At 74.2% G+C, this 20,420-nt stretch carries 20 protein-coding genes; 10 read left to right on the forward strand and 10 right to left on the reverse strand.

Annotation, left to right across the window (positions count from 1 at the left end; translation table 11 throughout):
* Nucleotides 1–57 precede the first annotated feature (57 nt).
* Nucleotides 58–756: an amino acid-binding protein gene (locus tag ACIRG9_RS04720; protein WP_402850085.1), complete on the forward strand. Its 699-nt coding sequence runs from the start codon at nucleotides 58–60 to the stop codon at nucleotides 754–756.
* An 80-nt stretch (nucleotides 757–836) separates the two neighbouring features.
* Complete coding sequence (locus ACIRG9_RS04725; protein ID WP_402850088.1) at nucleotides 837–1,943, forward strand: GNAT family N-acetyltransferase; 1,107 nt, start codon at nucleotides 837–839, stop codon at nucleotides 1,941–1,943.
* A gap of 186 nt (nucleotides 1,944–2,129) precedes the next feature.
* Here the strand turns inward: ACIRG9_RS04725 and ACIRG9_RS04730 are convergent, their stop codons facing one another.
* Complete coding sequence (locus ACIRG9_RS04730; protein ID WP_402850090.1) at nucleotides 2,130–3,695, reverse strand: aldehyde dehydrogenase family protein; 1,566 nt, start codon at nucleotides 3,693–3,695, stop codon at nucleotides 2,130–2,132.
* A gap of 363 nt (nucleotides 3,696–4,058) precedes the next feature.
* Nucleotides 4,059–4,883, reverse strand: coding sequence for an LPXTG cell wall anchor domain-containing protein (locus ACIRG9_RS04735; protein WP_402850092.1), 825 nt, complete (start codon nucleotides 4,881–4,883; stop codon nucleotides 4,059–4,061).
* 297 nt (nucleotides 4,884–5,180) lie between these two features.
* On the opposite strand from ACIRG9_RS04735, the gene ACIRG9_RS04740 reads away from it, so the two are divergent.
* From ACIRG9_RS04740 to ACIRG9_RS04755, 4 genes are all read left to right on the forward strand, one after another.
* The gene (locus ACIRG9_RS04740) at nucleotides 5,181–8,060 is read left to right on the forward strand and encodes a glycoside hydrolase family 9 protein (RefSeq protein WP_402850095.1); all 2,880 of its coding nucleotides are present in this window, start codon (nucleotides 5,181–5,183) and stop codon (nucleotides 8,058–8,060) included.
* Nucleotides 8,061–8,180: 120 nt separating this feature from the next.
* Complete coding sequence (locus ACIRG9_RS04745) at nucleotides 8,181–9,143, forward strand: DUF559 domain-containing protein (protein WP_402850098.1); 963 nt, start codon at nucleotides 8,181–8,183, stop codon at nucleotides 9,141–9,143.
* A 64-nt stretch (nucleotides 9,144–9,207) separates the two neighbouring features.
* Nucleotides 9,208–9,729, forward strand: a complete 522-nt coding sequence (locus ACIRG9_RS04750; protein WP_402850101.1) for a DUF488 family protein — start codon at nucleotides 9,208–9,210, stop codon at nucleotides 9,727–9,729.
* A 52-nt stretch (nucleotides 9,730–9,781) separates the two neighbouring features.
* Nucleotides 9,782–10,309, forward strand: a complete 528-nt coding sequence (locus ACIRG9_RS04755; protein ID WP_402850103.1) for a GNAT family N-acetyltransferase — start codon at nucleotides 9,782–9,784, stop codon at nucleotides 10,307–10,309.
* 47 nt (nucleotides 10,310–10,356) lie between these two features.
* On the opposite strand, the gene ACIRG9_RS04760 is transcribed toward ACIRG9_RS04755, so the two are convergent.
* From ACIRG9_RS04760 to ACIRG9_RS04775, 4 genes are read right to left on the reverse strand one after another with little or no spacing between them, the layout of a single operon-like run.
* A complete protein-coding gene (locus ACIRG9_RS04760) occupies nucleotides 10,357–10,863 on the reverse strand; it encodes a GNAT family N-acetyltransferase (protein ID WP_402850107.1) in 507 nt (168 codons plus the stop codon).
* Between the two features lie 3 nt (nucleotides 10,864–10,866).
* Nucleotides 10,867–11,058: a hypothetical protein gene (locus tag ACIRG9_RS04765; protein ID WP_402850110.1), complete on the reverse strand. Its 192-nt coding sequence runs from the start codon at nucleotides 11,056–11,058 to the stop codon at nucleotides 10,867–10,869.
* A 9-nt stretch (nucleotides 11,059–11,067) separates the two neighbouring features.
* Nucleotides 11,068–12,063, reverse strand: coding sequence for a biotin synthase BioB (gene bioB, locus ACIRG9_RS04770; protein ID WP_402850113.1), 996 nt, complete (start codon nucleotides 12,061–12,063; stop codon nucleotides 11,068–11,070).
* Between the two features lie 10 nt (nucleotides 12,064–12,073).
* A complete protein-coding gene (locus tag ACIRG9_RS04775; protein WP_402850115.1) occupies nucleotides 12,074–12,244 on the reverse strand; it encodes a hypothetical protein in 171 nt (56 codons plus the stop codon).
* A gap of 119 nt (nucleotides 12,245–12,363) precedes the next feature.
* Here ACIRG9_RS04775 and ACIRG9_RS04780 point away from each other — a divergent pair, with 119 nt between their 5' ends.
* The 4 genes from ACIRG9_RS04780 to ACIRG9_RS04795 are packed head-to-tail and all read left to right on the forward strand — an operon-like array spanning nucleotide 12,364 to nucleotide 16,517.
* Nucleotides 12,364–13,512 (forward strand): 8-amino-7-oxononanoate synthase, encoded by a 1,149-nt coding sequence (locus ACIRG9_RS04780; protein ID WP_402850118.1) that lies wholly within the window; start codon nucleotides 12,364–12,366, stop codon nucleotides 13,510–13,512.
* Nucleotides 13,509–14,237: a dethiobiotin synthase gene (gene bioD, locus ACIRG9_RS04785; RefSeq protein WP_402850120.1), complete on the forward strand. Its 729-nt coding sequence runs from the start codon at nucleotides 13,509–13,511 to the stop codon at nucleotides 14,235–14,237. The genes ACIRG9_RS04780 and bioD overlap by 4 nt, the downstream gene beginning before the upstream one ends.
* Nucleotides 14,238–14,292: 55 nt before the next feature.
* Nucleotides 14,293–15,843 (forward strand): sensor histidine kinase, encoded by a 1,551-nt coding sequence (locus tag ACIRG9_RS04790; protein WP_402850123.1) that lies wholly within the window; start codon nucleotides 14,293–14,295, stop codon nucleotides 15,841–15,843.
* Nucleotides 15,840–16,517 (forward strand): response regulator, encoded by a 678-nt coding sequence (locus ACIRG9_RS04795; RefSeq protein WP_402850125.1) that lies wholly within the window; start codon nucleotides 15,840–15,842, stop codon nucleotides 16,515–16,517. The genes ACIRG9_RS04790 and ACIRG9_RS04795 overlap by 4 nt, the downstream gene beginning before the upstream one ends.
* A gap of 19 nt (nucleotides 16,518–16,536) precedes the next feature.
* Here the strand turns inward: ACIRG9_RS04795 and ACIRG9_RS04800 are convergent, their stop codons facing one another.
* The 4 genes from ACIRG9_RS04800 to ACIRG9_RS04815 all read right to left on the reverse strand — a co-directional run bounded on the left by ACIRG9_RS04800 (nucleotide 16,537) and on the right by ACIRG9_RS04815 (nucleotide 20,378).
* Nucleotides 16,537–17,361 (reverse strand): ABC transporter permease, encoded by an 825-nt coding sequence (locus ACIRG9_RS04800; RefSeq protein WP_402850128.1) that lies wholly within the window; start codon nucleotides 17,359–17,361, stop codon nucleotides 16,537–16,539.
* The gene (locus tag ACIRG9_RS04805) at nucleotides 17,358–18,293 is read right to left on the reverse strand and encodes an ATP-binding cassette domain-containing protein (protein ID WP_402850131.1); all 936 of its coding nucleotides are present in this window, start codon (nucleotides 18,291–18,293) and stop codon (nucleotides 17,358–17,360) included. The genes ACIRG9_RS04800 and ACIRG9_RS04805 overlap by 4 nt, the downstream gene beginning before the upstream one ends.
* 243 nt (nucleotides 18,294–18,536) lie before the next feature.
* The gene (locus tag ACIRG9_RS04810; protein WP_402850134.1) at nucleotides 18,537–19,700 is read right to left on the reverse strand and encodes a cytochrome P450; all 1,164 of its coding nucleotides are present in this window, start codon (nucleotides 19,698–19,700) and stop codon (nucleotides 18,537–18,539) included.
* A gap of 9 nt (nucleotides 19,701–19,709) precedes the next feature.
* Nucleotides 19,710–20,378, reverse strand: a complete 669-nt coding sequence (locus tag ACIRG9_RS04815) for a class I SAM-dependent methyltransferase (RefSeq protein WP_402850136.1) — start codon at nucleotides 20,376–20,378, stop codon at nucleotides 19,710–19,712.
* Nucleotides 20,379–20,420: the final 42 nt, after the last annotated feature.

Below are 20,420 nucleotides of genomic sequence, written 5' to 3' on the forward strand. Positions count from 1 at the left end.
GGCTGGTGCCCAGCCTGCCGGCCACCCAGGCCGGCCCGCCCCGCGAAGGGATCGGACATGTTGCTGAGAGTTCGGGTGACCCTGCCGGACCGACCCGGCACACTCGGCCAGGTGGCCCGGACACTCGGCGTGGCCGGCGCCGACATCGTCCAGGTGGTGGTGCTGGAGCGGCTCGGCGGCCGGGCGGTGGACGACTTCACCGTGGTGTGGCCGGGCGCCGCGCGGGTGGAACGGCTGCTGGCCGGCCTGGCCGCCATCCCCGGCGTACGGGTGGACGGGGTGTGGCGGGCGATCGGCACGCCCACCACCACGGGCCAGGACGCCGAACTGCTCGCCCAGATCGCCGCGAACCCGGCCGACGGGGTGGCCACCCTGGTCGACGCGGTGCCCGGGGTGCTCGCCGCGGACTGGGCGGCGGCCGCGGTCGTACCCCTGGACTGGGCCTCCCGCGGCGCGGGCGTGGCCACCGTCGGGTACGCGAGCTGGCGGGCCCCGGTCCCGCCCCGGCTGCCGGAGGTGACCCCGCTGCGGGCCCGGAGTATGGCCGGCCCGGACGGGCACCACTACGCGGCCGCGCCGTTCGGCCGAGCCGGCCTGGTGCTGGTGGTGGCGCGGGACCACACCGAGCCCCTCACGGCCGCCGCGTTCCACTCCAGCGAGGTGGACCGGCTCGCGCAGCTCGTCCGGGCGAGCGCGGTGATCCTCGGCGACCGGCTGGACCTGGTCGGCACCCCGCCCGTGACCACCATCACCTGACCTGTCCCGCCGTTTCACCCGCGTGCAACGGCCGCGCAACAGGCGGCCGGCAGGGTGAACATCGGGGAAGGGAGCGAACCATGGCGCTGTGGCGGATCCGGGCCACCGTGGACGACCGGCCGGGCTACCTGTCGGTGCTCACCGCGAGTCTCGCGTTGCGTGGGGTCAACATCCTCACCGTGCAGGTGCACACCACCGAGGTGGGTGCCGTCGACGACTTCCTCGTCGACGCGCCCGACCACCTCACCGAGGCGGACCTGCGGGCGGCCGTCGAGCGGGGCCGGGGCGGGGACTGCTGGATCGCGCGCAGCGAGGCGCGGGGGCTGGCCGACCAACCCACCCGGGTGCTCGGCCTGGCCACCCGGCTGGTCCGCGACCCGGACGCGGCCGGCGAGGCGCTGCGTGCCCTGCTCGGCGCCGACACGGTCACCTGGCGGCCGACGCCGGCCGGCCCGCTCGGCGGGGTGGGCGCCACGACGATGCTGCTGGCCGACGGGTCCGGTGGCTCGTACGAGCTGTCCCGGCGGGAGCCGACCTTCACCCCGGCCGAGTACGCCCGGGCCCAGGCCCTGATCGAGCTGGCCGCGGCCGTGGTCCGCCGGGACGACGACCGGGTCACCCTGGTGCTGCCCGGCGCGGCCGAGGTGTCGGTCCGCCCGGCGACCGTCGACGATCTGCCCGGCGTGCTGCGGCTGCACGAGGCCTGCTCGGACCGCAGCCGGCAGCAGCGGTACCTGGCTGCGGGGGGCCTGCCGTCGCCGGCCCGGCTGCGCCGGCTGCTGGAGCCGGAGCGGGGGCTCACCCTGGTCGCCACGGCCGGAATCGAGGAAGCGGAACCCGTCGTGGCGATGGGCACCCTGCTCGCCGAGGGAGACGAGGCGGAGGCGGCGCTGCTGGTCCGCGACGACTGGCAGCGGCGGGGACTCGGCTCGGCTCTGCTGCGGCGGCTGCTCGGGCACGCCGACCGGGCCGGTCACGCCGCCGTGTCGCTGCACCTGTCGGCCGAGAACACGCCGATGCTGCGCACCGTACGCCGGCTGGGCCGGCCGACGTCGGTGCAGCGGGACGGCGGGCTGCTGACCGTGACATTGCCGCTGGACGCCCGCCGGGCCGAGCTGTTGGACGCCCGCCGGGCCGGGCTGCCCCGGCAGGCCGACGCGACCGGCCGGGCGGGCCGGACGCACTGACCCGACGGCCGCGTGCCGGCACGGCCCCGTTTCCGCAAGGGCGCGGCGCGGGGACGGCGACCGGCACGCGACCGGTACCGGCGCCGGGAAACCCCGGCGCCACCTGGGCCGGCCCCCGGTGCGGGGGACGGTGACCCGGCAGGGCCCCCGATGCGGGGGCCCTGTTCGGGTTCGGCGTGGGGTTGGTCAGCTCGCCGGGTAGCTGCTGTAGTCGGGGAAGTTGCCGTAGAGCCGGCGGTCGCCGCCCACGGTGACCGCCTGGACCAGCAGGTCGCCGCCGACGAACGCGCCCTTCCAGGACGCGCCCCGGCCGCCGAACGGCTCCTCCCGGTCGCCCCGGGAGCGGGGCTTGTTGATGCCCACCTTGAACGCCTGGAGGTCGAGTGCGAGCTTCCCGGCCAGCTCCTCGTCGTCGCAGGCGAGGGAGGCGACCAGCGCGCCGTTGGAGGCGTTCATCTGGGCCAGCAGTTCGTCGGTGGTGTCCACCACGACGATGGTGTCGACCGGGCCGAACGGCTCGGCGTGCATCAGCCGGGACCGGCCGGGCGGGGCGAGCAGCACCGCCGGCGCCACGTACGCCGAGGTGTCCTGCCCGTCGAGGAAGGGCGCCTCGTCCAGCTTGCCCCGGTGCAGCGGCACCGCGCCGCCGCGTACCGCCTCGTCGACCTTGCGGCGCAGCTCGTCGGCCTTGGCCCCGCTGATCAGCGGGCCGAAGTCCAGCTCGGGCAGCGGGTCGCCGGCCCGCCAGTTCTCGTCCACCGCAAGCGGATGGCCGAATCGGACCGAGCGAACCACCGGCAGGTACATGTCGAGGAACTCGTCGACCAGGTCCCGCTGGACCACGAACCGCGGGTACGCGGTGCAGCGCTGCTTGCCGTACTCGAAGCCCTTCTTCAGGTGGGCGGCGAGCAGGTCCCACTGGGAGTAGTTCCAGATGCCCCAGGCGTTGAGCCCCTCCTGCTCGATGAAGTGTCGCTTGTCGGAGTCGAGCAGGGCCGCGGCCACCTTGCCGCCGTTGGAGCGGCCGCCGACGAACGCCACCGCGCCGATCTCCGGGGCGCGTACCAGCACCTCGGACAGCTCCTCGCCGCCGCCGGAGAGCAGGGTGGCGGGCAGCCCGGCGCGGCGCAGCAGCGCGTGCGCCACGGTGAGGCAGACCGCGCCGCCCTGGGACGGGGTCTTGGCGATCACCGCGTTGCCGGCGAGCAGTTGCACCAACTCGGCGTGCACCAGCACGCTCATCGGGTAGTTCCAGGAGGCGATGTTGCTGACCGGGCCGGGCAGTGGCTCGCGGCCGTCGGCCAGCATCCGGTCGATCTCCTGCGCGTACCAGCGCACGCCGTCCAGGGCGCGGTCGACGTCGGCGCAGGCCAGCCGCCACGGCTTGCCGATCTCCCAGACCAGCAGCATGGCGAGCAGGTCGCGGTGGGCGGTGAGCGCGTCGACGGCCGCGGTGACCCGGGCCTTGCGCTCGGCGAGCGGGGTCTGCGCCCAGTCGGCGTGCGCGACCGCGGCGTGGGCGACAGCTCCGCGTGCCGCGTCGGCGTCGAGCCGGGCCAGCTGCACGAGGACGGTGTTGTCGATCGGGGTACGGGCCGGGGTCGGCGCGCCTATCGCCCGCCACTCGCCCTCGATCAGGTTGTGCAGGACGGCTCCGCCGTCGGGCGCGGTGCCGAAGGCCTCCGGCGCGGCCGCCACCGCGCGGGCGAGGGTGTCGGGCCAGGAGGTGCCGTCAGCGATTCTGAGAGCCATCGCGATCTCCTCAGGTTTGTCCAGGGAGCGGCGGCGTCGATGGCACCGCTGGTGTCGCGTACTGTCCCGCGTGGCCGAGCGCGCGGGCAACCGTACGCTCGTATACCAGGATGGTCGGTCCATCGGTTGGCGCCGACTGCGGCGGCGAAGTGCCCCTCCGAACTGGACGTATGTCCGGAGCGAATCGAGATTACTCGATCATGTGATCCAGCTCCGAGCGCCGTCGGCCGGGTTGCCGGACGGCGCGGATCGCCGGTACCGGCCCGTTCCCGGCCGGGCGTGGATCGGTGTCGAGATGGCCCGGAGATGCGGCACCGGCCGCCGGACCGGGGTCCGACGGCCGGTGCTCGGCCGACGCGAGGGTCAGCTGGTGAAGGTGATCTTGTCGCGTCGGCGCCGCAGCACCATCAGCACGACACCGCCACCGATCAGGGCGAGGCCGGTGAGCGCGATGCTGGTCGCCGCCACACCCGTCAGCGGCAGGCCGCCGCCGTTGTCGCTGCCGCCGCCCACGGAGGAACTCGGCGACGGGGTCTCCGACGTGTCGTCGGACTCACCCGGGGTCGGGGTCGGGGTCTCCTCGCCCGGGGTCGACGGGCTCGGGGTCGGGGTCTCCTCACCCGGCGTCGACGGCGTCGGGGTCGGCGTCTCCTCGCCCGGCGTCGACGGCGTCGGGGTCGGGGTCTCCTCGCCCGGCGTCGACGGGCTCGGCGACGGCGACTGCCCGGTCTTGGCGGCGCAGGTGTGGGTCAGGTTGAAGAAGTTCTGCGGCGTCGACCCGTGGACGGTCGACTCGCCGGTCTCGAGCTTCCAGCCGGCCGGCGTGGCGAACCAGACCTTCTTCGCGCCGTTGTCGGTCGTGAGGTGACCGTCGGCGAGTGTCCTGAAGGTGTCGGCGGTCCCGTTGTTGTCGGTGTCCCAGCCGATCTTCATTGCGTCGATGCTCTGGACGCCGTTACCCGGCCAGACGAAGACCCAGACGTCCTCGTTGGCATTCTGCGTCGTCTTACCGGTGCACTTGCCGAACCCCTGGTCGTAACCCTTGCTCGACGCCAGGATGTGCTGGTTGGCCTGGTGCAAAACGGGGTGGGTGATAGTAGCCGCCCAGGCCGGAGTGGCAAGGGCGAGGCAGGCCGTGGCGGCGGCTGCGGTGAAGCCCGCGCGCGCGACGCGCCGACGCTGTGGCATCAATGATCCTCCGAAATCGTCAAAGGGGACGGCACATGCTCCCACGGCGTACATCGGTCGGAGGGATCGGTCGATCGGGTTGAGCTGGGACGACGTGTCGTGTAGCGGCAGAGACGAACGGGCCGAGCGGCTTCGTCCTTCCCAAACGGGTCGCATCGACATTACATTGTCGACTATCCATGGGAGCGCTCCCGCGCTTCCGTGACCACCCCACCACCACCCGCCGCCGGCAGCCCGACCATCCGACGCCGCCTCGTCGGTCGGGCTGCCGCGCGGCGCCACCCACAGGAGTTCGCCATGCCCCGTCCGACCCCACCATCCGGTGGCCGGTCCCGGCTGCGCCGGCTGCTCGCCGCCGGTGCCGCCCTGGCCGTCGGCCTCGGCGCCGGTATCGCCGTCGCCGTCACCGGCCCGTCCCCGGCCTCGGCCGCGCCCACCTTCAACTACGCCGAGGCGCTGCAGAAGTCACTGTTGTTCTACGAGGCGCAGCAGTCCGGCAAGAAGCCCTCCTGGAACCGGGTCTCCTGGCGGGGCGACTCGGCGCTCACCGACGGCGCCGACGTCGGCCTCGACCTCACCGGCGGCTGGTACGACGCCGGCGACCACGTGAAGTTCGGCTTCCCGATGGCGTTCAGCACCACCATGCTGGCCTGGGGCGCAGTCGAGTACCGGGAGGGCTACACCGCCTCCGGCCAGCTCACGAACCTGCTCAACAACCTGCGCTGGGTCAACGACTACTTCGTCAAGGCCCACCCGTCGCCGAACGTGCTCTATGGACAGATCGGCAAGGGCGACGACGACCACAAGTGGTGGGGGCCGGCCGAGGTGCTGCCGATGGCGCGGCCCGCGTACAAGATCGACGCGAGCTGCGGCGGCGCGGACCTGGCGGGGGAGACGGCGGCGGCGATGGCCGCCTCGTCGATGGTGTTCCGCCCGACCGATGCCGCGTACGCCGACAAGCTGCTCACCCACGCGAAGCAGCTCTACACCTTCGCCGACACGGTGCGGAAGAACTACCACGAGTGCATCACCGACGCGACCAACTTCTACAAGTCCTGGAGCGGCTGGCAGGACGAGCTGGTCTGGGGCGCGATCTGGCTCTACCGGGCCACCAACGACGCCACCTACCTGGCCAAGGCGGAGAGCGAGTACGACAAGCTCGGCACCGAGCCGCAGAGCACCACCCGCTCCTACAAGTGGACCATCGCCTGGGACAACAAGCAGTTCGGCGCGTACGTGCTGCTGGCCAACCTGACCGGCAAGCAGAAGTACGTGGACGACGCCAACCGCTGGCTCGACTGGTGGACCGTCGGCGTCAACGGCTCGAAGGTGAACTACTCGCCGGGCGGGATGGCGGTCCTCGACTCCTGGGGTGCGCTGCGGTACGCCGCCAACACCGCCTTCGCCGCGCTGGTCTACAGCGACAGGACCACCGACGCCACCCGCAAGACGCGCTACCACGACTTCGCCGTCCGCCAGATCAACTACGCGCTCGGTGACAACCCGCGCAACTCCAGCTACGTGATCGGCTTCGGGGCCAACTCCCCGAAGAACCCGCACCACCGCACCGCGCACGGCTCCTGGTGGGACAGCATGACGGTGCCCACCGAAACCCGGCACGTGCTCTACGGCGCGCTGGTCGGCGGCCCCTCGTCGGCCAACGACGCGTACACCGACAGCCGGTCCGACTACGTGATGAACGAGGTCGCCACCGACTACAACGCCGGCTTCACCTCCGCCCTCGTGCGGCTGACCAACGAGTACGGAGGCACGCCGCTCGCCAACTTCCCGGTCGCCCAGCAGCCGGACATGGACGAGCTGACCGTGGAGACCACGGTGATGCAGGCCGAGCCCCGGGCCACCGGGCTCAAGGTGATGATCTACAACAAGTCGGCCTTCCCGGCCCGGGCGCTGAAGACGGCGAAGTTCCGCTACTACTTCCGCCCCGACGGCACCGGCTCGGTGCAGGTCACTCCCGGCTACACCCAGGGCTGCCCGTCGCCGAGCACCGCCAAGCAGTACAGCGGCGACATCTGGTACGTCGAGGTCGACTGCACCGGTTACACCATCGCCCCGGCCGGGCAGTCGCAGCACCGGATGGAGGTCCAGTTCAAGGTCGGCGTGCCCGAGGGCGGCACCTGGGACCCGACCAACGACCCGTCGTACCAGACCACCGCCGGCCCGAACCGCAAGGTGCCGCTCTACGAGGCCGGCGTACGGGTCTGGGGTGACGAGCCCGCACCCGGCACCACCGACACCACCCCGCCCACCGTGCCCGGGACCCCGGTCGCGTCCGGGCTCACCGCCAGCTCCGTCACCCTGACCTGGGCCGCCTCCACCGACACCGGCGGCAGCGGCCTCGCCGGTTACGACGTCAGCCAGGAGACGGTCGGCAGCGACGCGCTGGTGATGTACCAGACCAGCACCAACACGCTGACCGTCGGCTCGCTCCAGCCGGCCCGGACGTACCGGTTCCGGGTCAGCGCCCGCGACGGCGCCGGCAACCGGTCGGCGTATTCGCCGCTGGTGGAGGTCACCACCCCGTCCGGCGGCGGTTCGGACACCACCCCGCCGACGGCGCCCGGCACCCCGACCGCCTCGGCGATCGGGCCGAACGGGTTCACCCTCGCCTGGGGTCCGGCCACCGACAACGTCGGCGTCACCGGCTACCGGGTCTACCGGCGGACCGGGTCCACCGACGCCCTGGTCACCACGGTCACCGGCACCACGTATGCGGTCACCGGGCTGACCCCGGCCACCGCCTACACCTACTACGTGGTCGCGGTGGACGCCGCCGGAAACGCCTCGGCCCCGTCGCCGACCGTCACGGTGACCACGGCGCCGGCCCAGCCCACCGCGCCGTGCCGGATCGACTACGTGACGAACGACTGGAGCGACGGGTTCACCGCGAACATCACGCTCACCAACACCGGCACGACCGCGATCAACAGCTGGACGGTCGCCTTCACCTTCCCGAACACCGGGCAGAAGGTGGGCCAGGGCTGGTCGGCCAACTTCACCCAGACCGGCACCTCGGTCACCGCGACGAACCTGTCGTACAACGGGACGCTGGCGCCGGGGGCGTCGACCGGCTTCGGCTTCAACGGCACCCACACCGGCACCAACCCGAAGCCCACCTCCTTCACCCTCAACGGCACCGCCTGCACCGTCTCCTGACCGTCCCGCTTTGAGATCTTGGACAGTTGCCGTTCGCACTGAACGACAACTGTCCAAGATTCGCTCCAGGGCTGTGGACAGGGCAGCGCCACGGGTGGATGCCGGAGAAGACTCCGGCGTGTGGTGAGAACTGTTGCCGTTCCGAAGGACGAGGCGGACGCGCTGGAATGGTTGGCGTTCGAGCAGGCCGGGGTGGTGACGACCGCGCAGGCGACCCGGCTGCTGACCGAGGGCACGGTACGCGGCAAGATTCGCTCCGGCCGCTGGCGGTCGATCTGCCGGGGCATCCTGCTCACCGGAAACGGTCGCCTCACTCGGGACCAGCAGCTCTGGGCCGCCGTGCTGGCTGCCGGTCCGGAGGCGGTGCTGGCCGGTCCGACGGCTGCCGCCGAGGCCGGCGTCCGGGGCCTCCCGGCGGAGCCGCTCCACATGCTCGTTCCTGCCCAGCGGCGGGCGGCGACGCTGCTACGCCGGCTTCCGGTCGACATGCCTGCGGTCGTCGTGTACCGCACGTCGGTGCTGCCCGGGGCGCATCGCCAACTCGCCAGGCCGCCTCGGACGACCACCGCCAGGGCCGTGGTCGACGCGGCCGCCTGGGCCCGGCACACGGAGGAGGCACAACTGGTCGTGGCGAGGGCGTGCCAGCAGCGTCGGGTGCTGCCCGAGGAGGTCGAGGCCGTGCTGGCCGCGTTGCCCAGAGCACCGCGCCGTGCCCTGATCCGGCGAACGCTGACCGACATCGCCGGCGGCGCGCAGGCGCTGTCCGAACTCGATTTCCTCAGACTCTGCCGACGGCACCGGCTTCCCCGCCCGGACCTGCAGGAACGCCGGACCGGCCGGGCCGGCCGCGTTCGCTGGCTGGATGCGTACTGGCGGGAGTGGCGGCTGCACGTGGAGGTCGACGGTGCGCATCATATGGACGTCCGACAATGGGCCGATGACATGCGCCGGCAGAACGACATCAGGACGACCGGCGACCGCATCCTCCGCTTTCCCGCCTGGCTCGTCCGGGCCCACCCGGACGAGGTCGCCGATTCGCTTCGCCATGCCCTCCGCGCGGCCGGCTGGCGACCCGAGAGGTGAGATCTTGGAGAGCTGCCGTTCGTACCGAACGGCAAGTGTCCAAGATTCGGGGCAAGCTGGGTTCGTGTTGCTGACGGTGGGGCACGGGGCGGCCGGGCGGGAGTGGCTGGGAGAACTGCTGGTCGGGGCGGGGGTCGCGCTCGTCGTGGACGTACGGCGGTATCCGGGCAGCCGGACCAACCCGGACGTAGGGCGGGAGGCCCTCGAACGCTGGCTGCCCGAACGGGGCATCGACTACCGCTGGGAGCCGCGGCTCGGCGGCCGACGGCACGTACGCGCCGGGGAACCGGAGCCGGACACCTGGTGGACGGTCGCGGCGTTCCGGGCGTACGCCGCGTACACCCGCACCGCCGACTTCGATGCGGGGCTGGACGCGGTGCTGGTCGACGCGGCGCGGCGGAGCACGGCGGTGATGTGCAGCGAGAGCGTGTGGTGGCGCTGCCACCGCCGCCTGATCGCCGACGTGGCCGTGCTCGGTCGCGGGATGCCCGTCCAGCACCTCATGCCCGACGGCCGGCTCAGCCCGCACCGGCCCGCCGAGGGCGCCCGCCGTCTCCCCGACGGCCACCTGCTCTGGGACGGCTGACCGGGCGGGAATTCGGTGGCCGGCGGGCCGATGGTGCCGTTAGCCTGCGCGCATGCCGGCACTGATCACCCCGACCACCCGCCTGCACCGGTCCTGGCTGGCCGCCCGGGACGACTGGGGTCGGGGCGTCCACCAGGACGGCGGCGGGTTGCAGCCCACCGACGACGTGGACTCACCGGAGGGCTTCGCGGCCTGGGTGGGGCGGCTGCGGGACGGCGCGGACGAATCGCGGCCGCTACCCAACGGTCTGGTCCCCGCGCTCTACTGGTGGATCGTCGAGGGCGACGAGGTGCTGGGTGCCATCTCGCTGCGGCTGCGACTCAACGACTTCCTCCTGCGGGCCGGCGGCCACATCGGTTACGGCGTGCGCCCCTCGGCGCGGGGCCGGGGCGTGGCGACCTTCGCCCTCGGCGCGGCGCTCGCCGAGGCCGCCCGGCGGGACATCGATCCGGTCCTGGTCACCTGCGACGACGCAAACGTCCCCTCCGCGCGGACCATCGAGCGGCACGGCGGGGTGCTGGAGGACGTCCGGGAGACCGAGCGGGGGCGGACCAGGCGGTACTGGATCCGTACCCGCTGAGCTGGCGATGGGGGCGGCGGCTATCCGCGCCCTGGGCGCTCGGCTGATCAGCCGGCGAGGTCCTCGGCGAGCAGGTCCATCAGCAGGCCGTCGTGCCAGCGTCCGTCCGCGCCACGCTCGTAGCGGCGCATGATGCCCACCGGGCGGAAACCCACCTTCGCGTACGCCCGGATCGCCGCCGTGTTCGCCGCCGCCGGGTCGATGGTGAAGCGGTGGTGGCCGTGCTCGTCGATCAGGTGCCGGACCAGGGTGCGGATGGCGTCGCCGCCCAGGCCCGCACCGCGTACCCCAGGGTCGAGGAAGAGGTCCAGGCTGGCGTGCCGGTAGTCCGGTTCGGTCTCGGCGGAGCACTGGATCGCGCCGACCACCCGGCCGTCGTGCTCGATGGCGTAGACGGCCAGCTCGTCGTCGGCCAGGTCGGCGCGGACCTCGCCGGCCAGGTCGGCGCCGCCGCGCCACCAGCGCCGGACCTCGGGGGTGGCCCGGATCGCCGCGAGGGTGGGCACATCCGCGTCCGTCGCCGGTCGCAGTGTCACCGCCCGCCCGCGCAGCACCGGTCAGCCCCGGATCTCGCCGTGCTCGACGCAGACCGCCGACCAGCCGGTCGGCACCACCTGCACCTTCATCCGCCGCCGGCAGTGCGCGCAGTAGCGCGGCGGTTCCAACGCCCGGGCCGAGGCGCACGCCTCGTGCGGGCCCGTCGCGGCGGAGTCACCGCAGCGGTCGCACCACAGCTCGCTCACGGTCACTTGTCAGCCTCACAGGGTCGCGGAGAGCGCCTTGACCGGCATCTTCAGGTCGTCGAGCAGCTTCAGGTCGTCGGTCGCCGGCCGGCCCAGGGTGGTCAGGTAGTTGCCGACGATGACCGCGTTGATGCCGCCGAGCAGACCCTCCCGGGTGCCCAGGTCGCCGAGGGTGATCTCCCGGCCGCCCGCGTACCGGAGGATGGTGCGCGGCATGGCCAGCCGGAACGCGGCGATGGCCCGCAGCGCGTCCTTGCCCTCCACCGCCGGGCGGTCGCCGAGCGGCGTGCCCGGTCGGGGGTTGAGGAAGTTCAGCGGGACCTCGTGCGGGTCCAGCTCGGCGAGCTGCGCGGCGAGCTCGGCGCGCTGCTCCACCGTCTCGCCCAGGCCGAGGATGCCGCCGCAGCAGACCTCCATGCCGGACTCGCGGACCATCTTCAGGGTCTCCCAGCGCTCCTCCCACGAGTGCGTGGTGACCACGTTCGGGAAGTAGGAGCGGCAGGTCTCCAGGTTGTGGTTGTAGCGGTGCACACCCATCTCGACCAGCTCGCCGACCTGCTCCTGGGTGAGCATGCCCAGCGAGGCGGCGACCTGGATGTCGACCTCGGCCTTGATGGCGGCCACGCCCTCGCGCATCTGCTTCATCAGCCGGGCGTCCGGGCCGCGTACGGCGGCCACGATGCAGAACTCGGTGGCCCCGGTGGCCGCGGTCTGCCTCGCCGCCTCGACCAGCGCCGGGATGTCCAGCCAGACCGAGCGGACCGGCGAGGTGAACAGACCGGACTGCGAGCAGAAGTGGCAGTCCTCCGGGCAGCCGCCGGTCTTCAGCGAGACGATCCCCTCGACCTCGACCTCGGGGCCGCACCAGCGCATCCGCACCTCGTGGGCGAGCTGGAGGGCGGCGGGCAGGTGCTCGTCGGGCAGGTTGAGCACGGCGAGGACACCGGCCTCGTCGAGGCCGACGCCGTTCTCCAGCACCTGGGTCCGGGCCTGGTCGAGGATCTCTGGCATGGCTCGTACCCTACAAGGCGGCCCGGCGGCGAGAAATCGGCTCCGCGTCGGGGTTGGCCAGGTCATCGGCGAGCAGCGCCCGGGTCGGCGCCGGCAGGGCCGGGTCGGCGGCGGCCAGCATCAGAGCGAGGGCGAGGCAGCGGCGCAGCAGCGCGGCCGCCAGGCGCGTCGGGTTTCCCATCGGCCCAGCCTTCGAGCTGAAGCGAGGTTGAGGTCAAGCCGGGAGTGGATCCGCCGAGGTCCGGCGGGTGGGTGGTAACTTCGCCCCGCGAGGCGGTCGACGGCAGGGGAGTAGTGACGGTGGCGGACTGGCTGGCGGCCCTGGACCGCCGCGCCGAGCTGCGGGCCAGGGCGGGGCTCACCCGCCGGCTGCACCCGCGTGCCGCCGCCGACGCCGTGGTCGACCTCGCCGGCAACGACTATCTCGGCCTGGCCGCCCACCCCGAGGTCACCGCCGCGGCGGCGCGGGCGCTGTCCGCGTACGGGCTGGGCGCCACCGGGTCACGGCTGGTACGCGGCTCGACCGACGTTCACCACGCGCTGGAGGACGCCCTCGCGGGGTGGCTCGGCACCGACCGGGCGTTGGTCTTCTCCTCCGGCTACCTGGCCAACCTCGCCGCCGTCCGGGGCCTGGTGCGGCCGCGTACGCTGCTCGTCTCCGACGCCCATAACCACGCCTCGCTGATCGATGGCTGCCGGATCTCCGGCGCGGAGACCGTGGTGACCGCGCACGCCGACGTGGACGCGGTGGCCGCCGCGCTCGCCGCGGCCCCGGGCCGTCCCGCGGTGGTGGTCACCGAGTCGGTCTTCTCCGTCGACGGCGACCTCGCCCCGCTGGCCGCGCTGCACGCCGTGGCCCGCCGGCACGGCGCGCTGCTGCTGGTCGACGATGCGCACGCGCTCGGCGTCACCGGCCCAGGCGGGGCGGGCGGCGTGGCCGAGGCGGGCCTGGCCGGCGCGCCGGACGTGGTGGTGACCGCCACGCTCTCCAAGGCGCTCGGCGGGGCCGGTGGGGTGGTGGCCGGGCCGGCGGAGTTCGTCCGGCACCTGGTGGAGACCGGCCGCACGTTCATCTTCGACACCGCACTGCCGCCGGCGGTGGCCGCCGGCGTGGTGGCGGCGGTCCAGCTGGCCCGATCCGGCGACGGGTTGCGCGCCGAACTCGCCGAACGGGCCGCGCTCGCGGTCCGCCGGCTGGGCGCGGCCGGGCTGGACGTCTCCGCCCCAGACGCGGCGGTGGTGTCGGTGACCGCGCCCAGCCCGGAGGCGGCGACCGCGTGGGCGGCCGAGTGCCGGGAGCGGGGCGTGGCGGTGGGCTGCTTCCGGCCGCCGTCCACCCCGGACAGCCGGTCCCGGCTCCGGTTGACCATCAACGCCGGGCTGGCCCGGGCGGACTTCGTCCGAGCACTGGACGTCATCGTGGACTGCGCCCCGAAGGAAGGCTCATGACTACTGGCTGGACCGGGCCGGTGCTGGTGACGGGCACGGACACCGAGGTGGGCAAGACCGTCGTGACGGCGGCGATCACCGCTGCCGCGCAGGCCGCCGGGCTGCGGGTCGCGGTGGTCAAACCCGGCCAGACCGGTACGGCCACCGGCGAGCCGGGCGACGTCGACTCGGTCACCCGGCTGGCCGCCCCGCTGACCGGCCGGACCCTGGCCGCCTACCCGGACCCGCTCGCCCCGCTCGCCGCGGCCCGGGTCGCGGAGCTTCCGCCGCTGGAGCTCTACGCGGCGGTGGACGCGATCCGCGAGGAGAACGACAAGCACGATCTGGTGCTCGTCGAGGGGGCCGGCGGGCTGCTCGTACCGATGGGGCTGCGGCCGTCGGGCGAGCCCTGGACGGTGGCCGACCTGGCGGTGTCGCTGGGCGCGCCGGCTGTGGTGGTGGCCCGCGCCGGGCTCGGCACGCTCAACCACACCGCGCTCACCCTGGAGGCGCTGGAACGCCGGGCGATCCCGGCCGGCGTGGTGATCGGCGCCTGGCCGGCCGAGCCTGAGCTGGTGCACTGGGCCAACCTGACCGAGCTGGCGCCCAGCCTGCTCGGCGCCGTGCCGATGGGCGCGGGTGCGATGGACCCGGGGGTGTTCCGCCGCTCCGCGCCGGGTTGGCTCACCCCTGCCCTCTACGGCGTGCTCGACGACTGGCGGGCCTGGGCTGAGGACGCCAGCTGAACACCTGACTTTCGTCGGTGTCCCGGCCCGGACCGCCGTCGGTAGCGTGACCGCCGTGGAATCCGACGACCCGGACGGCCCGCCGACGGGCCGGCGATGGCTCGGCGACCTGCTGCTCTGGGCCGCCGTCTCCGCGCCGGTGGCGTACGCCGGGCTCACCCCGCCCTGGCCGAGGCATGAGGTGCCGCAGCTGGTCGGGTCGCTGGCGCTGCTCGCCCTCGCGGTGGCGGTCGGTCGCCGGCTACCGCTCGCGGCGCTGGCGGCGGTGGTGCTCGGCTCGCTGGTCGACGGCAACTTCGTCTTCGCCATCCCGGTGTTCAGCTACCTCGCCGGCCGGCGCAGCGCCGGCGCCGGCCGGGTGGCGGTGCTCTTCGGCGTGATCGCGGTCGGCGGGACCGCGCTCAACCTCGGCCTGCTCGGCACCGGCCCGGCGACCTGGTTCCTGCTCGCCTCGGTGCTGCTTTTCGCCGGGGTGTTCCCCTGGCTGCTCGGCCGGCTCCGGCGGCAGCAGCGAGCGCTCGCCGAGGCCGGGCGGCGGCACGCCGCGGCGGAGGAGCGGGAGCGGCAGGCGGCGGTGGACCAGGTACGGCTGCGCGAGCGGGCCCGGATCGCCCAGGAGATGCACGACTCGCTGGGCCACGACCTGAGCCTGATCGCGTTGCGTGCCGCCGCCCTGGAACTGGCCGCCGACCTGGCTCCCGCCCACCGGGCGGCCGCCGGCGAGCTGCGGGCCAGCGTGGCCGCCGCCACCGACCGGCTGCACGACGTCATCGGTGTGCTCCGCGAGGAGCAGCCCGGCTCCCTGCGGCCCGCCGACGAGACGGTGGCCGAGCTGGTCTGCGAGGCCCGGGACGCCGGGATGGCGGTCGAGCTGCGCGGCGGATCGACCGAGGCCGAGCTGCCTCCGCTCACCGCGCACACGGTGCACCGGGTGGTCCGGGAGGCGCTGACCAACGCCGCCCGGTACGCCCCCGACGCCCCGGTGACCGTCACCGTCGACCACGCCGCCAGCGAGGTGGCGGTCAGTGTGGTGAACGGTCCCGCCCCGGCCGGTCCACTGCCGGGACCGGCCTCGCGCGGCTCCGGGCTGCTCGCCCTACGAGAGCGGGCCCGCCTCGCCGGCGGCGTGCTCGACGCGGGCCCCCGGGCCGGCGGCTTCGCGGTCTCCGCGCGCCTGCCGGTGACCGGTGACGGTCGGACCGTTCCCGGCGAGGCGCCGCGCGGCACGGCGGAGCCGGCGACGGCCGGCTCGGTGCCGCGGACCGGCGAGGCGGAGCGGCGGCTGCGGGACGCCCGACGGCAGGCCCGGCGCAGCGTGCTGGTGGCGTTCGGCACCCCGGCCGTCCTCGGCCTGGTGCTCGCCCTGGTCTACTACCCGCTGGCCACCGCGGGCGCGGTGCTCGACCGGACCGGGTACGAGCGGCTGCGCCTCGGCGACACCCGGGACCGCCTCGGGCTGCCCGAACGGCAGGCGGACCCGCCGACCGCGGACACCCCGGCGGGCTGCGAGTACTACACCGACGGCAACTTTCCCTTCGCGGAGCCGGCCTGGCGGCTCTGCTTCTCCGACGGCCGGCTGGTCAGCAAGGAGCGGATCGCGTCGTGACCGACGACCCCGAAGGCCCCCTGCGGGTGGTGCTCGCCGACGACGAGGCGATGGTCCGCGCCGGGGTACGGGCGATCCTGGCGGCCGACCCGGGGATCGAGGTGGTCGGCGAGGCCGGGGACGGTCGCGTCGCTGTCGAACTGGTCCGCGCCCACCGGCCCCGGGTGGCGTTGCTGGACATCCGGATGCCCCGGTGGGACGGGCTCGGCGCGGCGGCGGAGATCCGCCGGCTGGTCCCCGAGACCGCCACGGTCATGCTCACCACCTTCGGCGAGGACGACCTGATCGCCCGGGCACTCGGCCACGGGGTCAGTGGCTTCCTGCTCAAGTCGGGCGATCCCCGGGAACTGCTCGCCGGGATCCGTGCGGTCGCCGACGGTGGAGCGTACCTGTCGCCCCGGGTGGCGCGCCGGGTGATCGAGCTGAGCGGCGGGCGGATGGCCCGGACCCCGTACGCCCGGGACCGGCTGGCCGGGCTGACCGACCGGGAGCGGGAGGTGCTGGCGCTGGTCGGGGCGGGACTGTCCAACGCCGACATCGCCCGCCGGCTGCATCTCGTCGAGGGCACCGTGAAGAGCTACCTGACCAGTATCTTTACCCGGCTGGACGTGCGTAACCGGGTGCAGGCGGCGATCCTCGCGTACGAGGCGGGGCTGGTCCCGCCGACCGGCTGACCAGCCCCACCCCGCTCGCTCACGCGTCGCGCCGGGCCAGCGCCCACCTGCCGAGGGCCAGCGCGGCGGCCGCCCAGCCGGCGAGCAGCAGCAGGCCCACCACCGCCGGGTACGGTTCGCTGTCCGCGGCGAGAAAGTGGTTGCCGGCCACCCCGGGGAACGCGTCGGCGATCCGGGTGAGCACGGTGATCCCTGGTTCCTGCAGCGACAACGGCACGATCATCAGCAGGGCGAGGAGCACGGTGAGGGTGAGCACCGCGCCGCGCAGCGCCGCCGCCAGGCCCAACGCCAGCACCCCGACCAGCGCCAGGTACGCGGCCGAGGCGACCACGTCGCGTACCGTCCCGCCCAGCGGGGCGCTGCCCCACTCGCCCAGCACCGGCCGGGCGACCGCCGCGCCGATGCCGCCGAGCAGCAGCCCGATCAGGAACACCACCACGCCGACCACGACCGCCTTGGCCAGCAGTACCCGGCTGCGCGACGGGGTGCAGCACAGCGTGGTGCGGACGGTGCCGGTGGCGTACTCGCTGGTGATCGCGAAGAGGCCGAGGGCGAGGACGACGTACTGGGTGAGTGCCAGCGAGCCGGTCACGATCTCGCCGACCGGCACGACGCCCGGGCCGGCCGTGGGATCGTCGTCGGTGTTCGCGTTGACGGCGTAGATGGCGAGTTGGGCGGTGGTGGCAGCCATGGTGAGCGCCGCGGCCAGCACCGCCCACCAAGTGGACCGGACCGACCACAACTTGGTCCACTCGGCGGCGATCGCCCCGGTGAACGGGCCGGTGGTCGGTGCGGGCCGGGATGCCGGCCGGGATGCCGGCTGGGCGGTGGGCAGGGCGGTCATCGGGGCTCGCTTCCGGTCGGGCCGGCCGCGTACTCGACGCTGCCGGCGGTGAGTTCCAGGAACGCCTCCTCCAGCGAGGCGGCCACCGGGGCCAGCTCGTGCACCCGCACCCGCAGCTCGTACGCCAGGTCACCGACCCGGGCGGCGGAGGCGCCGGTGACGGTCAGCCCGTCCGCGTCGTATCCGGTCACCGTCGCTCCCTCAGCGGTCAGCCGCGCGCCCAGCGCCGCGAGACCGGCCGGCTCGGGGCCGCGTACCCGAACCGACGCGGCCGGGCCGGCGGCGATCAGCTCGGCCAGCGGCGCGTCGGCGATCAGCCGGCCCCGGCCGAGCACGATGACCCGGTCGGCGGTCTGCTGCATCTCGCTCATCAGGTGGCTGGAGAGCAGGACGGTCCGCCCCTCGTCGGCGAGGGCCCGGGTGAACCGGCGGACCCAGCGCACGCCGTCCGGGTCGAGGCCGTTGACCGGTTCGTCGAGCAGCAGCACCGGCGGGTCGCCGAGCAGCGCTCCGGCGATGCCGAGCCGCTGTCCCATGCCCAGCGACAGGGTCCGGCCGGGCTTGTCGGCGGCGCGCCCGTCCAGGCCGACCAGGTCGAGCACCTCGGCGACCCGGCGGGCGGGAATGCCGTTGCTGCGAGCCATCGCCCGCAGGTGGGACCGGCCGGAGCGGCTCGGGTGGATGCCGGTGGCGTCCAGCAGCGCGCCCACCTCGTGCAGCGGATGCCGCAGTTCCCGGTATGCGCGGCCGTTGACCAGGGCCTGCCCGGCGGTGGGCCGGTCCAACCCGAGCACCATCCGCATGGTGGTGGACTTGCCCGCGCCGTTGGGGCCGAGGAAGCCGGTCACCTGCCCCGGTCCGATGTCGACGGTCAGGTCGTCGACCGCGGTCGCCGTCCCGAACCGCTTCGTCAACGTACGTAGTGTGATCATGCTTCGACGCTAGGCAGCGGGCGGGTGGCCGCACCGCTGCCGATCGGCGTCAGCTCACCCTGACTTTCGTCAGGTCCGCGCGGGGCTGTGCCCCCTTCGCCGCCGCCGGCGGGTCACCCTGAGCGTCCTTTCGAGCTGAATCGGATACGACATCAGGCCGCCGCCGAGGTCCGGCAGATCGATCGGCCGCCGGGCGACGTGCCGGCCGGGTGGTGCCGCTGACGGGGCGCGGGCCGGCCCGGATCAGGCCCGGCGCACCACGAACGCGTCGGGCATCCGGAACGTGAGGTTGTCCGGGCACCACGGCGGCCGGACCACGGTCACCCCGTCGAGCAGCGGCGCCGCCTCGGCGACCACCACGGCCGCCTCCATCCGGGCCAGTTGCGCGCCCACGCACCGGTGCGGCCCGGCCCCGAAGGCCAGGTGCCGCCGGGAGCCGCGCTGCCCGGGCCGGAACTCGTCGGGCGCGGCGAACACCTCCGCGTCCCGGCCGGCCCGGGCCAGCCAGGCCACGATGCTGGTGCCGGCCGGGACGGCGGTGCCGCCCAGCGTGGTGTCCACCGCGGCCACCCGCCGCCAGGTGACGATCGGCGGCTCCAGCCGCAGCCCCTCCTCGACCACGTCGGCGACCCGGATCTCGCCGCAGCGGAGCCCGGCCCGTACCGCCGGTTCGCCGGTGAGTCGGTGCAGCAGCAGGGTGAGGAACTGCGAGGTGGTCTCCTGGCCGGCGACCAGCAGGAAGAACAGCGCGCCGACGACCACGTCGGAGGAGTGCCCGGCGTCCCGCAGCCGGGCGGCCAGCCCGCCGCCGGTCTCGGCGAACGCGCGCAGCACGGTGTGGAACCGGCCTACCTCGGCGGCGAGGGCGAGCTGCCGATTCTCGTCGAGTGGTGCCCAGAAGAGTTCCAGGGCGGCCCGGGCGAAGTCCTTGACCGTGCCGACCGGGGCGTCCGGCAGCTCGACCAGCCGGGCCAGCACCAGCAGCGGCAGGTCGGCGGCGAGTTCGGCGTACAGGTCGACGGGTGCGCCGGCGTCGAGGGCGGCGGCGAGCCGGGCCACCCGGCGCCGGACCAGGTCGGCCAGCCAGGGCTGCTGCGCGGCCACCCGGTCGGGGTGCAGCGCGTCGGCGACGATGCCGCGGATCTCGGGGTGGCTGGCGGCCGAGTTGTTGGCCAGCGTCGAGGGAAGCCGGAACCGGTGACCGGCGAGGACCCGCAGGGCGGCCACCGGGATCGGGGTCACCGCGTCGAGGGCGTTGTCCGGCCGGAACGTCTCGGGGTCGGTGAGCAGCCTCCGGACCAGCTCGTGCCGGGTCACCACCAGGTGTGGCACGCCGACGTGGTCGACCACGGTCGCCACGTCGGGCCACGGACGGTCGACGGACTCCTCCCAGCCCCGGAACAGCACGGCGTCACGCTAGCGGGCGGCTCCCGGCGGAGCCGGGTCCAGCTCCCACACGGTGGTGTGCTTCACCCGTACGCTCTCCAGCGCCTCCGGCACCGGCACGTCGTACCTGGCCAGCTCGTGGAACCGCTCGCGGGGCAGGAACGCCCGGCCGGGGTCGCCGACCAGCACCCGGGCCCCGGACCGGGCGGCCCGGAGCAGGAAGCGCAGCATCCGGCGGCCCATCGCCTCGCTGTAGAACACGTCGCCGGCCAGCACCACCCCGGCGTCCCCGGCGTCGCCGTCGAGGATGTCGCCGAGTTCGGCGTCGACGCGTACCCCGTTGGCTTCGGCGTTGAGTGCGACGGCCGCGACCGCCCGCTCGTCCACCTCGACGGCCCGGACGGCGGCAGCGCCGGCGCGGGCGGCGGCGATGGCGACCAGGCCGGAGCCGGAGGCGAGGTCGAGCACCCGCCGTCCGGCGACCAGCTCGGGGTGGTCGGTGACGTAGCGGGCGAGCGCCTGCCCGCCGGCCCAGGCGAAGGCCCAGAACGGCGGTGGTTGGGCGCTGCGGAACTCGCCCTCGGTCAGCTCCCACAGGCCGATCGGCTCGTCGGCCTGGTGCAACCGCACCTCGGGGACGAAGGCGACCGGGGCGAGTCGGGCGTGCAGCCGGACGAAGGCCGCGGACAGGTCGGACACCGGGTGATTCTGTCGTACGGCCCGGGGCCGGTGTACGCGGCG

The sequence above is a fragment of the Micromonospora sp. NPDC093277 genome, from assembly GCF_044765245.1.
In the GTDB taxonomy this organism is placed as follows: Bacteria; Actinomycetota; Actinomycetes; order Mycobacteriales; family Micromonosporaceae; genus Micromonospora.